Origin of the sequence: Chitinophaga varians (assembly GCF_014529945.1) — a bacterium.
In the GTDB taxonomy this organism is placed as follows: domain Bacteria; phylum Bacteroidota; class Bacteroidia; order Chitinophagales; family Chitinophagaceae; genus Chitinophaga; species Chitinophaga varians.
On record NZ_JACVFB010000003.1, the window covers coordinates 1,102,370 to 1,114,702 of the forward strand.

Below are 12,333 nucleotides of genomic sequence, written 5' to 3' on the forward strand. Positions count from 1 at the left end.
AGATAAAGGTTTAATAGCGCTATTAAATATGAAAAGACGCACTACTCCGTAGGCGTCTCCTCAGTCGTAAAGTCTTATACCAGTTCTACTGATCCACCTGTTGATTCGATGGCCTGTTTAGCTTTTTCGCTGATAGCGTTTACTTTAACAGTCACCTTGGATTTCAGTTCACCGTTAGCCAGAATTTTCACTTTAGCTGTCCGGTTCACCAGGCCGTTCATGTACAGGTTTTCGAGGTTGAATTCCTGCAGGCCATATTTTTCAACTAAGTGGTCAATCTGACCCAGGTTGAAGATGGTGTATTCCTCACGGTTGTTGTTTTTGAAACCGCGTTTAGGCATACGGCGCTGGATTGGCATCTGGCCACCTTCAAAGCCTCTTTTGCTGGCGTAACCGGCGCGTTGCTGGATACCTTTGTTACCTTTTGTAGAAGTACCACCTTTACCGGAAGCCTCACCACGTCCGAGACGTTTTTCTTTATGTACGGCGCCTTTAGCAGGCTTTAATGAATGCAGATTCATAATTTAATTGTTTTTACTTACGCGGAAATTAACCGCTCGCATGTAATTGTAAAAAGTATGACTTTGTAAAGTTACAAATGTAAAAGTAAGATTATCAGTAGACAATCCCACAGCAGTGTTACTTAATTATTAAGCGTTAACTGTCTCTACTTTTACCAGATGATCCACTTTACGAACCATTCCCAGGACCTGAGGAGTAGCTTCTACTTCAACAGTAGCGTTCATTTTAGTCAGGCCCAGTGCCTTCAAGGTCAGTTTCTGCCTTTCAGGACGGTCAATACCACTTTTCACTTGAGTGATCTTAATCTTTGCCATAAATCCCTATCCGCTGAAGGCGGAGTAATTTAATTGTTAATAATGAGTGTCAATATATCCCGGAGGTATATGTTTCACCGGATAATCGCCTCGAGAGGAAATTAACCGTTGAAAACTTTCTTCAGGGAAACAGTTCTGGTTCTGGCTACGCTGATTGGTTCGCGCAGCAGGCCCAGTGCTTTGAAAGTAGCTTTCACCACGTTGTGAGGGTTGGCAGAACCCAGGGATTTAGCCAGTACGTCAGTAACGCCTGCGCTTTCCAGTACTGCACGCATAGAACCACCCGCGATCACACCGGTACCGTGAGCAGCCGGTTTGATCAATACTTTGGCAGCACCTTCTTTCGCGAACTGGTCGTGAGGAATAGTACCGTGCATAACCGGAACCTTGATCAGGTTCTTTTTAGCATCGTCGATACCTTTGGTGATAGCCTGCTGTACTTCTTTAGCTTTACCAAGGCCATGACCTACCACGCCGTTTTCATTACCTACTACTACCAGTGCGGAGAAACTGAAAGTACGACCGCCTTTGGTGGTTTTGGTAACACGGTTGATCGCCACTACTTTCTCTTTCAGCTCCAGATCACCGGCCTTTACTTTATTGAATGAATTCTTTGCCATTTTATTTTATAAGAATTACTTGTTCAGAATGATAAAATTAGGACCCAGGAATTAAAACTGGAGACCACCTTCTCTTGCTCCGTCAGCTACACTTTTAATGCGGCCATGGTATAAGTACCCGCTTCTGTCGAAAACACAAGTGGTGAGGCCTAAAGCGGTGGCTTTCTGAGCCAGGGCCATACCTACCAGTTTGGATTTCTCGGATTTGGTACCGGATTGCGCTTTGATATCTTTATCACGGGAAGAAGCGGATGCCAGGGTAGTACCGTTGGTATCATCGATCAGCTGTACGTAGATATCGCTGTTGCTGCGAAATACAGATAATCTTGGTGTTTTGGCAGTACCGGAGATCTTTTTACGGATGCGGTAGCGGATCTTTTCCCTTCTGCTAACTTTTGTGCTCATTGTGAGTTTTATTTATTATCCCGATGCTGCCGGGATATGTTAAAACCAGCTAACCAGCCGGAGCTGATTAGCCAGTTAAAAATTATTTACCTGCTGACTTACCAGCTTTCTTACGAACCACTTCATCGCTGTAGCGAACACCTTTACCTTTGTAAGGCTCTGGTTTACGCAGGCTGCGGATTTTAGCCGCTACCTGACCCAGCAACTGATTATCGGAACCTTCCAGCATAATTTTAGGGTTCTGACCTTTTTCAGTCAGGGTAGCCACTTTCAATTCTTTTGGAATTTCGATCACGATGTTGTGGGAGTAACCCAGAGACAGGTCCAGCAGCTGACCGTTGTTAGCAGCTTTGTAACCCACACCAACCAGTTCGAGTTGTTTTTTGAATCCTTCAGTAACACCAGTCACCATGTTAGCGATCAGTGCGCGGGTCAGACCGTGCAGTGCTTTGTGGCGGATCTGATCTGTAGGACGAATTACAGTCAATACTCCGTCTTTCACTTCTACTTTCAGGTCTCTGTCGATGGATCTTTTCAGTTCACCTTTAGGACCTTTTACAGTAACTTCATTAGCCGGAGAAACGGTGATGGTAACACCGCTGGCCAATTTGATAGGAGCTTTACCTATACGTGACATAACTTGAGTTTAAGTATATTTTTGATAGTTGTTTCTGCAGTTATCCGTGTTCAGCGCCGTATAGAAAGCTTAATTGTCAGATAACCGTTTGGGCTTACCGGGACCGGAAGTCCCTGTAAGCCAATATATTAATAAACGTAGCAAACTACTTCGCCGCCTACGTTCTGAGCTTTAGCTTCTTTGTCGGTCATTACGCCTTTAGAAGTGGAGATGATAGCCACGCCGAGCCCGTTTTTAACACGCTTAAACTCTTCAGGTTTAGCGTACTGACGCAGGCCTGGACGGCTGATGCGTTGCAGTTCTTTAATAGCGGGTTCTTTAGTCTGAGGATCATATTTCAGGGCTATTTTGATAACACCTTGTTTGTTGTCCTCTTCGAATTTGTACTTCAGGATATAACCTTTGTCGTACAGAATTTCTGTAATGCGTTTTTTCAGCTTGGAAGCCGGGATTTCCACGATCCTGTGGGTGGCCATTTGCGCGTTCCGGATTCTAGTCAGGAAGTCTGCTATTGGATCAGTAACCATTGTTTAAATAGTTTGAATAATGTTTACAATGCGATATCCAATCGAAAAAGATGGGAATCAAATAACTTTTTTTATTTCAATATTTAAATAATTAAATATTGAAATGGAATTACCAGCTGGCTTTAGTTACACCAGGGATTTTGCCTGCGAGAGCCAGGTCGCGGAACATGTTCCTGCAGAGGCCGAAGTGACGCATGTATCCTTTAGGACGACCGGTCAGCTGGCATCTGTTTTTCAGACGAACAGGAGAAGCGTTTTTAGGAAGTTGATCCAGTGCAGCGTAGTCACCGGCAGCTTTCAGGGCAGCGCGCTTTTCAGCGAATCTTGCTACCATGGCTTCTCTTTTCCTTTGTCTGGCTTTTACGGATTCTTTTGCCATAATTATATTATCGTTTCAATTTACTGATTATCTTTTTTCATGTTCCTGAACGGCATACCCATTTCTTTCAGCAGCTCGTAAGCTTCTTCGTTGGTTTTAGCCGTAGTAACGAAAGTGATATCCATACCGGACATTTTTGTTACTTTATCGATATCGATCTCAGGGAAGATGATTTGTTCGGTGATACCCATGGTGTAGTTACCGCGACCATCGAAAGCTTTTTCGTTGATACCTTTGAAGTCACGTACACGAGGCAGGGAAACAGAAACCAGGCGGTCCAGGAAGTCAAACATGTTGGTGCTGCGCAGTGTTACGCGGGCGCCGATAGGCATGTTTTTTCTCAGTTTAAAGTTTGAGATATCTTTTTTGGACATGGTGGCAACAGCTTTCTGGCCGGAGATACGGGTCATTTCATCTACAGCGATGTCAACCAGTTTCTTATCACCCACGGCGCCATTGATACCCTGGTTCAGGCAAATTTTTACCAGACGGGGAACCTGCATTACACTTTTGTAGTTGAATTTCTTCATCAGTGCAGGAGCTACCTCGTCGAAGTATTTTTTCTGCAGTCTTGGAGTATATGTAGTGTTTGCCATTATTTAATTACCTCCCCTGATTTTTTAGCGATACGAATTAATTTACCGTTTTCCCGCTGTCTGTTTACACGGGTAGGTTTACCTGCTTTGGCATCCCACAGCATCACGTTGGAGATCGCAATCGGAGCTTCCTGCTTAACGATACCACCTTTGGTGTTCTGCGCAGTAGGCTTGGTATGCTTGGTAATAATGTTAACGCCTTCTACAAGAACACGACCTGCTTCAGGCTGAACTTCCAGCACTTTGCGCGCTTTGGTCCTGTCCTTGTCGTCACCGGCAATCACCGCAACCAGGTCGCCTTTCTTAATGTTGAATTTAGGCTTAAATCTAGTTTTCATCACTTTGATTTATTTATAAACGCCAAGCGAAACAATTGTTTCGCTTGATTAATGTTTTGTCTCGTTTTGCAAACGGGCTGCAAAGATAAGAAATATTTTGACATTTATCCATTTTGCTATTTCAGGGGATAAAACCTAAAATATCAAAATGGATAAATTAACAAATCTTATAATACCTCAGGAGCGAGGGAGATAATTTTCATATATCCCTTGTCTCTCAGTTCACGGGCAACCGGACCGAAAATACGGGTACCGCGTGGTTCGTCTGAGTTATTCAGCAGTACAACCGCGTTGTCGTCGAAACGGATATAGGAACCGTCTTTACGGCGTAATTTGTTTTTGGTTCTTACGATTACCGCTTTGGTAACCATACCTTTTTTAGCACCACCGCCAGGAATCGCGTCCTTTACAGTTACCACAATTTTATCGCCTACTTTAGCGTAGTCCTGACCGGAGTTGCCCAGCACACGGATGCAAAGTACTTCTTTGGCACCGCTGTTGTCAGCTACACTCAGTCTTGATTCTTGTTGTATCATCGTAATGAGTTTGTTGTTTAATCAGCGGCTGAAGCCGGGTAAGCCGGCAGCAGCTTGAAACACTTGATAAATTATTTTACTTTTTCGATAATTTCTACCAATCTCCAGCATTTGTTTTTGCTCAGAGGGCGGGTTTCCGCGATTTTCACGGTATCGCCGATGCTGCACTCGTTTTTATCGTCGTGCGCCATGAACTTGGTAGTTTTTTTAACGAATTTACCATAGATAGGGTGCTTCACTTTACGTTCTACCTTCACAGTAATGGTTTTATCCATTTTGTTGCTGGCCACCACACCAATCCTGGTTTTTCTTAATTGTCTTTCGGTCGTCATTGTTGAAAGTATTTAATCCTCCGGGGAGGTAAATTTTGTTATACGAATGCTTAGAAGCCCAGTTGTTTTTTACGCAGTTCGGTTTGCATACGGGCGATATCGCGTCTCACAGAGCGGATGCTCATGGGATTTTCGATGGGCGTAATTGCATGACCGAATTTCATTTTCTTCAGGCGCAGCTCTTCCGCAGAGATTTTCTCCTGGAGATCCTGAATGCTCAGGCCGTTCAGATCCAGCTTTTCTTTTGCCATTTGTATTTTATTTGGTCCGTTTACCGCTCACGCTGTAAACGGGGTATATTAGTGATTGATAAGTAATTAAGCAACGTAGTCGCGGCTGGTTACAAATTTTACTTTGATGGGCAGTTTCTGTGCTGCGAGTTCCATCGCTTCTTTCGCTACCTGTAAGGGAACGCCGTCTGCTTCAAATAAAATTCTGCCTGGTTTTACTACTGCTGCCCAATGGTCCGGAGCACCTTTACCTTTACCCATCCTCACTTCCAGAGGTTTGGCAGTGATAGGTTTGTCAGGGAATATGCGGATCCATACGTTACCTTCACGTTTCATGTGTCTGGTGAGGGCTACACGGGCAGCTTCGATCTGCCGGTCAGTGATCCACTTAGGTTCTAATGCTTTAAGACCGAATGTACCAAAGGAGAGGGTAGCGCCTCTTTTAGCGTTCCCTTTGATGCGGCCTTTGTGCATCTTCCTATGTTTCACTCTTTTTGGCTGTAACATCGTCTGTATTGTTAATGTTAATAGTAATTGTTAATGTTTGCTATGCCTGCAGGGATTATCTGCGGCCACCGCCACGGTTTTCACCGCCTCTTCTGTCACCACCGCGATGATCTCTTCTTTCGCCGTGTTCTCTTCTTTCTCCACCGTGTTCACGTCCACCACCGCGGTTATCGCCTTCTTTGCCAGTCAGCACGTTCGGGTTCAGATCGCGTTTACCCAGTACTTCACCTTTACAGATCCATACTTTGATACCGATTTTACCGTATACAGTCAGTGCGAACAGGGAAGCGTAGTCGATATCCATGCGATAAGTATGCAGGGGTACACGACCTTGTTTCACTTCTTCCGCACGGGCGATTTCAGCACCACCCAGACGGCCGCTTACTTTAATTTTGATACCTTCTGCTCCCATTCTCAGTGCAGTAGCGATCGCCATTTTGATAGCACGTTTGTAGTTGATACGGCTTTCAATTTGTTTAGCGATGGTTTCAGCAACGATGTTAGCATCCATTTCAGGACGACGGATTTCGAGAATATTGATCTGTACGTCTTCTTTACCAGTCAGTTTCTTCAGTTCTTCTTTGATACGATCAACTTCGTTACCACCTTTACCGATAATGATACCTGGTTTGGAAGTATGCACAGTGACGATCAACTTACCTAAAGTTCTTTCAATCACAACTCTGGAGATGCCACCTTTATTGATACGGGCATTCAGATAAGTTCTGATCTTGTTATCTTCGATCAGTTTGGTAGCAAAATCTTTTTTGCTGCCATACCAATTAGAGTCCCATCCTCTGATGATACCTAACCTGTTACCAATAGGATTTGTTTTCTGACCCATGTTTCGGTTATTTGTCTATTAGTTTAATAGTTTTAATTTATATCTCTTTGGTATGAAACGCTTACTGTGCATTTTTACCATCCACTACAATCGTAACGTGGTTACTTCTCTTGCGGATACGGTAACCTCTACCTTGCGGAGCGGGGCGCATTCTTTTCAGGGTGCGGCCACCGTCAACGAAGATGGTTTTAACGATCAGGTTGGCATCTTCTACCCGAGCACCTTCATTCTTCACTTTCCAGTTTGCGATAGCGGATACCAGCAGTTTTTCCAACGGAACGCTGGGGTGCTTTGGATGGAATTTCAAAATATTCAAAGCCTTTTCCACATCCAGACCACGGATTAAGTCTGCCAGCAAACGCATTTTGCGGGTAGATGTGGGATTATTATTCAGCTTAGCTACTGCTTCCATTGTTATTAATTTCTTTTATTATTTAATGTCTGACGTCTGGAGTTTGAGATTGGGCTTGAACCTTCTCAAACCTCAAACCTCAGACTATAATTTACATTTTCTTGTTAGCGTGTCCTCTGAAGTTACGTGTAGGTGCAAATTCGCCCAGTTTGTGGCCTACCATAAATTCCGTTACATAAACAGGAATGAATTTGTTGCCATTGTGAACAGCGAAAGTGTGACCAACGAAATCAGGCGTAATAGTAGAACGGCGGCTCCAGGTTTTGATAACTGTGCGCTTGGTGCCAGCGTTCATTTTTTCAACTTTAGTTTCTAATTTCTGGTCTACGTAAGGACCTTTTCTTATGGAACGAGCCATGTCTTCTTATTTATGATTTTTCAAATTTGGGTCCCGGGTTAGCAGGACCCGAATTCCGAAATATTATAATTTTTTACCGTTTTTCCTGCTGATGATCAGTTTATCAGAGCTCTTATGCGGTTTTCTGGTTTTCAGACCTTTCGCATATTTGCCTGTTCTGGATCTAGGATGGCCGCCGGAAGATTTACCTTCACCACCACCCATCGGGTGATCTACAGGGTTCATGGCTACACCACGGTTGCGGGGACGGATACCTCTCCAACGGTTAGCACCTGCTTTACCGATAGATTGCAGGGCGTGGTCGGAGTTGGAAACAGTACCTACAGTTGCTTTACAGGTGTTCAGCACTTTGCGCAGTTCACCGGAAGGCATTTTCAGTACGGCGTATCTTTCTTCCTTGTTCGACAGCTGAGCGTAGGCACCGGCGCTTCTTGCGATAGCACCACCTTTACCAGGCTGCAGTTCGATATTGTGTACCACAGTACCCAGCGGCATATTTTTCAGCGGCAGGGCGTTACCTACTTCAGGAGCAACATTCTCACCGCTAACAACGGTGCTGCCAACCTGGAGGCCTTGTGGAGCGATGATATAACGTTTTTCACCGTCTGCATAGCTGATCAGAGCGATGAATGCGCTACGGTTAGGATCGTATTCGATAGTCTTAACAGTAGCAGGAATATCAGTTTTTTCACGTTTAAAGTCTACCACACGGTAAGCTTTTTTGTGACCGCCACCGATGTAGCGCATAGACATCCTACCCTGAGCGTTTCTACCGCCGCTTCTTTTAGCGGGCTCGAGCAGGCTTTTTTCGGGGGTATCCGTAGTCAGCTCAGCATAAGCGTTGCCTATTTTCCAGCGGGTACCGGCCGTCATTGGTTTGAACTTCTTCAGTGCCATTACTTCCTAAAAAGTTAAATGTTATTGATAATTATAAATCGTGATCTGTATATACATCCACATCCCGGCTGTTCAGGCCGGAACGGCACTACATGTTAGCATACAGATCTATAGTTTCACCAGATGCGAGGGTGATGATCGCCTTTTTGAAAGACGGTTTTTTACCTGCAATGAAACCGGCTTTAGTAAAGCGGAATTTAGCTTTACCCGGCATTACGGCAGTATTCACATCCTGTACGGTTACACCGTAGAACTCTTCCACTGCTTTTTTGATCTCCAGTTTGTTGGCTTTTTTGTCAACAATGAAGTAGTAGCGGTTGAATTTTTCGGTGGCTTTGTTCACCTTTTCGGTTACTACCGGTTTGATTAAAACGTCTGAAAGTTTCATCTTTTATAGCTTATAGCTTTTAAGCTGTGAGCTTTGTAGCTTTGTTATTGAATTGGTTTACAACACCTTATGCTTCTGCTGGCTCTTCAGTGAAGATTTTAGCAGCGCTTTCTGTGAACACGAGGTAGTTGCTGTTCATGATATCATAAGTATTGATATCGCTCAGCATTGCTCCGTCTACAGTAGGGATGTTTCTTAAAGACAGATAAACGCTATCGTTGTATTCTGGTGTGATGAACATAGTCTTCTTACCGTCTACATTGATGTTCAGGTTCTTTAAGATACCAACGAATTGTTTGGTTTTAGGAGCCTGCAGCGCCAGATCTTCAACGATGATGATGCTGTTTTCCTTAGCTTTTACTGACAGGGCGGAGATCTTAGCGAGATCTTTCACTTTTCTGTTCAGTTTGATACCCCAACCATGAGGTTTGGGACCGAAGATGGTACCACCACCTTTATACAGTGGGTTACGGATGTTACCTTTACGGGCGCCACCAGTACCTTTTTGTTTGTGCAGTTTGCGGGAAGCACCTTTTACTTCAGCTCTGGTTTTTACCTTGTGGGTACCCTGACGCTGAGCAGCGAGGTATTGTTTAACAGCCAGGTAGATCACGTGGTTGTTAGGCTCCACACCAAAGATCTCCTCAGGAAGTTCGATGGATCTTCCGGTTTTCTTACCTTCTATATTTAAAATATCGAGTTGCATGTTACTTCTGGATTAAAACGATTGAACCATTGTGGCCGGGAACGGAACCACTTACCAGGATATAATTCTTTTCAGGGAATATTTTCAGGATCTTCAGACCTTTCACTTTCACTCTTTCGTTACCTGTCTGGCCGGCCATACGCATGCCCTTGAAAACGCGGGAAGGATAGGAGGAACCGCCTACAGAACCAGGAGCCCTGCTTCTGTCGTGCTGGCCGTGGGTGGCTTCACCCACACCGCTAAATCCGTGGCGTTTAACAACACCCTGGAAGCCTTTACCTTTGGAAGTGCCTACAACGTCAACAGATTCACCTTCAGCGAAGATTTCGCAGGTGATAGATTCACCAAGGGCTTTCTGTACGTCCGGATTGCGGAATTCTTTAACAAAACGTTTGGGAGAGGTGCTTGCTTTCGCGAAGTGATTGAGCTCAGCTTTTGTAGTGTGTTTTTCTTTCTTCTCACCGAAAGAAACCTGAATTGCATTGTAACCGTCTGATTCCAGGCTTTTTACCTGTGTTACAACGTTGGGACCTGCTTCGATAATGGTGCAAGCAGTTTGCTTACCATTGGACTCGAAGATACTGGTCATACCAATCTTTTTACCAATAATACCTTTCATTTTATATATGATTTTACCCAGCGCCTGGGGGATTTCCAGCTATCCCCAGGATGGGCGGTTAAATACATTTATTGGGCGGCCGCCCAGAAGGCGCGACCTATGTGTTATGTGTTAAAATTGTTATTGGTTGAAAATCAACCAATAACCATAAAATCAGTAAAAGGCGGGCCTTTTGCCCAGCCTTGCTGTTGTCCTTATGCTTTAATTTCAACTTCTACCCCAGAAGGTAAATCCAGCTTACTCAGCGCATCCACCGTCCTGGAAGAGGAGGTATAGATGTCCAGTAAACGTTTGTGAGTACACAACTGGAACTGCTCGCGCGCTTTCTTATTTACGTGCGGAGAACGCAGTACCGTAAAAATTTTCTTCTCTGTAGGTAAAGGAATTGGACCTGTTACCACGGCGCCCGTGTTACGCACGGTTTTAACGATCTTCTCAGCAGACTTGTCTACCAGGTTATGATCGTAGGACTTCAGCTTGATTCTTATTCTCTGAGACATATGCAATGAACTTCTTCGTGTTTTTTCCCTTTACAATTTGGGAGGGCAAAGGTAACCCGGTTTTTTTGAATTGGCAAATAAATCTCAGGAAAAAAATAAAAAGATACCCGGCAGAAGTTTGCCATGGTCACGGGAAAGCGGGGTATGGGGTACGGATTTTATGCGATTAGGCCTCCGAAAACATTCATTTTGTGCGTATTAAGTCTTACGCTTAGTTGACATGCTGATTTTGACAAATATAGGAAAACAAAAATCAAAACAAAAAATTTTTCAGCAAGCCTCCGGAGAAAAACACGATTTTTTACCCCAGCTGCTTCCGGAGGCAGTAAAACCACACTCCGGCTCCGGACGCTTCCCTGTTTACACCCTCTTCCCTGTTGGCAACCTCCGGCAAAAAGGCCCCCTCCTCCCCCTTTTTACAGATAACCGGGAGATAGCGCGCTATACCCGTATACTGAGCTCATATGCCAGCATTCGGGGAAATACCGCTGTGACCAGCCTGGACAGCTGCTCTGCCAGCACTCAGGCCATAGAAATGTCGGGAAACGATATGCCTTCAGTACAACCAGGAAGAAGGACCTGGTTAAAAAAGGAAGGATGCCATACTATTATAGGTAACAATCGAAACATAGGAACAACTCAAACAATCGTAACACTTCAAAATGAAACCGCTCCATTTTGTGCCAAAGGCAGCAAAACGAAGCGGTCCCTGAATTAGTTAAAGCAGATACGGTGCATCCGGCCACCTCTTACAGAGGTAAACCGCCACCGATACCGCCCAGTAATGATTTTACTAATCCTAAGATCAGTGCGAGCAATTGGTTCAGCAAATCCATAGTTTTAGGTTTTCATTGTTATGCCTACTCTATTGACTGGTTTTCGGCAATCCCAGTTGGTAATGTTAACATCCGGTGCCGAATTTAAAAGCTCTTCCGCAATTAGCCTGAGCTCATTTTGTTCATTTTCAGCACTTTTGATCATTTTGTTCATTCCTTTATACTGGCTGCATAGCAGGTTATTTCCCCCTTCTCTGTCAAGGAGAAAAACACCTGAAACGACGCTGCCTTCACTAAAAATTCACCCTATAGCGAGCAGTGGAATCATCGTGCGGATAGCAGGTAGCCATAAAAAAAAACTCCGGGAACAGGTCCCGGAGCTAAATGCGTTGCAAGGGAAATCAGACGCTAAGGATAGGACAATTCCCTTACGGGAGGTCAATTATTACAGGCCACCCAGCAGAGATTGCAGCAGAGCAACGATCGTTGCGAGCAGTTGATTCAGCAAGTTCATAGAAATGGATTTTCAGTTATTATGCCTACTCTTTTTTTGGTTTTCGGCGATCCCAATTAGCTTCATGCATTGCGAGGGAAATCAGGCGCTAAGGATAGGACAGTTCCCTCACGGGTGCTACTGATTACAGGCCGCCCAGCAGAGATTGCAGCAGCGCAACGATCGTTGCGAGCAGTTGGTTCAGTAAGTTCATAAGAATGGAAATTACACCTGTTTAGCCTACTCTTTTTTTGGTTTTCGGCAATCCCAATTGGTTTCATAGGAGCAACCAACACGTTAAAAATAAGGGCTATTCCTGCAATAACATGCATTCATTTTGTTCATTCCATCTTCAAAAAATATCATCTTGTTCAATCCGCTGAACACGCTATTTACA

General features: G+C 44.4%; 21 protein-coding genes. All 21 read right to left on the bottom strand.

Annotation, left to right across the window (positions count from 1 at the left end; translation table 11 throughout):
- Positions 1-74 precede the first annotated feature (74 nt).
- Positions 75-521 (bottom strand): 50S ribosomal protein L15, encoded by a 447-nt coding sequence (rplO, locus tag ICL55_RS18905; RefSeq protein ID WP_078666993.1) that lies wholly within the window; start codon positions 519-521, stop codon positions 75-77.
- Between the two features lie 129 nt (positions 522-650).
- Complete coding sequence (gene rpmD, locus ICL55_RS18910) at positions 651-836, bottom strand: 50S ribosomal protein L30 (protein ID WP_078666992.1); 186 nt, start codon at positions 834-836, stop codon at positions 651-653.
- 101 nt (positions 837-937) lie between these two features.
- Complete coding sequence (gene rpsE, locus ICL55_RS18915) at positions 938-1,456, bottom strand: 30S ribosomal protein S5 (RefSeq protein ID WP_168871756.1); 519 nt, start codon at positions 1,454-1,456, stop codon at positions 938-940.
- Positions 1,457-1,507: 51 nt separating this feature from the next.
- Positions 1,508-1,861, bottom strand: coding sequence for a 50S ribosomal protein L18 (gene rplR / locus ICL55_RS18920; protein ID WP_188100068.1), 354 nt, complete (start codon positions 1,859-1,861; stop codon positions 1,508-1,510).
- Positions 1,862-1,943: 82 nt separating this feature from the next.
- Positions 1,944-2,498, bottom strand: coding sequence for a 50S ribosomal protein L6 (gene rplF / locus ICL55_RS18925; RefSeq protein ID WP_168871754.1), 555 nt, complete (start codon positions 2,496-2,498; stop codon positions 1,944-1,946).
- Positions 2,499-2,626: 128 nt separating this feature from the next.
- Positions 2,627-3,025 carry a 30S ribosomal protein S8 gene (gene rpsH, locus ICL55_RS18930; RefSeq protein ID WP_078666988.1) on the bottom strand — a complete coding sequence of 133 codons (399 nt, stop codon included), beginning with the start codon at positions 3,023-3,025 and terminating at the stop codon, positions 2,627-2,629.
- A gap of 109 nt (positions 3,026-3,134) precedes the next feature.
- A complete protein-coding gene (gene rpsN / locus ICL55_RS18935; RefSeq protein ID WP_168806964.1) occupies positions 3,135-3,404 on the bottom strand; it encodes a 30S ribosomal protein S14 in 270 nt (89 codons plus the stop codon).
- A gap of 20 nt (positions 3,405-3,424) precedes the next feature.
- Positions 3,425-4,000, bottom strand: coding sequence for a 50S ribosomal protein L5 (gene rplE, locus ICL55_RS18940; RefSeq protein ID WP_188100070.1), 576 nt, complete (start codon positions 3,998-4,000; stop codon positions 3,425-3,427).
- Positions 4,000-4,338, bottom strand: a complete 339-nt coding sequence (gene rplX / locus ICL55_RS18945) for a 50S ribosomal protein L24 (protein ID WP_188100072.1) — start codon at positions 4,336-4,338, stop codon at positions 4,000-4,002. Before rplX ends, rplE begins: the two co-directional genes overlap by 1 nt.
- Before the next feature lie 167 nt (positions 4,339-4,505).
- A complete protein-coding gene (rplN, locus tag ICL55_RS18950) occupies positions 4,506-4,874 on the bottom strand; it encodes a 50S ribosomal protein L14 (protein ID WP_078666984.1) in 369 nt (122 codons plus the stop codon).
- A 71-nt stretch (positions 4,875-4,945) separates the two neighbouring features.
- Entirely contained in the window at positions 4,946-5,206 is a 261-nt protein-coding gene (gene rpsQ / locus ICL55_RS18955; RefSeq protein WP_078666983.1) for a 30S ribosomal protein S17, read from the bottom strand.
- 50 nt (positions 5,207-5,256) lie between these two features.
- Positions 5,257-5,457, bottom strand: a complete 201-nt coding sequence (rpmC, locus tag ICL55_RS18960) for a 50S ribosomal protein L29 (protein WP_078666982.1) — start codon at positions 5,455-5,457, stop codon at positions 5,257-5,259.
- Positions 5,458-5,523: 66 nt separating this feature from the next.
- Positions 5,524-5,943 (bottom strand): 50S ribosomal protein L16, encoded by a 420-nt coding sequence (gene rplP / locus ICL55_RS18965; RefSeq protein ID WP_078666981.1) that lies wholly within the window; start codon positions 5,941-5,943, stop codon positions 5,524-5,526.
- Between the two features lie 55 nt (positions 5,944-5,998).
- On the bottom strand, positions 5,999-6,787 hold the full coding sequence (gene rpsC, locus ICL55_RS18970; protein ID WP_169228455.1) for a 30S ribosomal protein S3: 789 nt from the start codon (positions 6,785-6,787) through the stop codon (positions 5,999-6,001).
- Between the two features lie 61 nt (positions 6,788-6,848).
- The gene (gene rplV / locus ICL55_RS18975; protein ID WP_078666979.1) at positions 6,849-7,199 is read right to left on the bottom strand and encodes a 50S ribosomal protein L22; all 351 of its coding nucleotides are present in this window, start codon (positions 7,197-7,199) and stop codon (positions 6,849-6,851) included.
- A 91-nt stretch (positions 7,200-7,290) separates the two neighbouring features.
- The gene (gene rpsS, locus ICL55_RS18980) at positions 7,291-7,557 is read right to left on the bottom strand and encodes a 30S ribosomal protein S19 (RefSeq protein ID WP_078666978.1); all 267 of its coding nucleotides are present in this window, start codon (positions 7,555-7,557) and stop codon (positions 7,291-7,293) included.
- Positions 7,558-7,620: 63 nt separating this feature from the next.
- Complete coding sequence (gene rplB, locus ICL55_RS18985) at positions 7,621-8,454, bottom strand: 50S ribosomal protein L2 (RefSeq protein WP_188100075.1); 834 nt, start codon at positions 8,452-8,454, stop codon at positions 7,621-7,623.
- A gap of 88 nt (positions 8,455-8,542) precedes the next feature.
- Positions 8,543-8,842: a 50S ribosomal protein L23 gene (gene rplW, locus ICL55_RS18990; RefSeq protein ID WP_169228452.1), complete on the bottom strand. Its 300-nt coding sequence runs from the start codon at positions 8,840-8,842 to the stop codon at positions 8,543-8,545.
- Between the two features lie 67 nt (positions 8,843-8,909).
- Positions 8,910-9,548 (bottom strand): 50S ribosomal protein L4, encoded by a 639-nt coding sequence (gene rplD, locus ICL55_RS18995; RefSeq protein ID WP_168871748.1) that lies wholly within the window; start codon positions 9,546-9,548, stop codon positions 8,910-8,912.
- A 1-nt stretch (position 9,549) separates the two neighbouring features.
- Positions 9,550-10,167, bottom strand: coding sequence for a 50S ribosomal protein L3 (rplC, locus tag ICL55_RS19000; RefSeq protein ID WP_168871747.1), 618 nt, complete (start codon positions 10,165-10,167; stop codon positions 9,550-9,552).
- Positions 10,168-10,361: 194 nt separating this feature from the next.
- A complete protein-coding gene (rpsJ, locus tag ICL55_RS19005) occupies positions 10,362-10,667 on the bottom strand; it encodes a 30S ribosomal protein S10 (RefSeq protein ID WP_012789286.1) in 306 nt (101 codons plus the stop codon).
- Positions 10,668-12,333 lie beyond the last annotated feature (1,666 nt).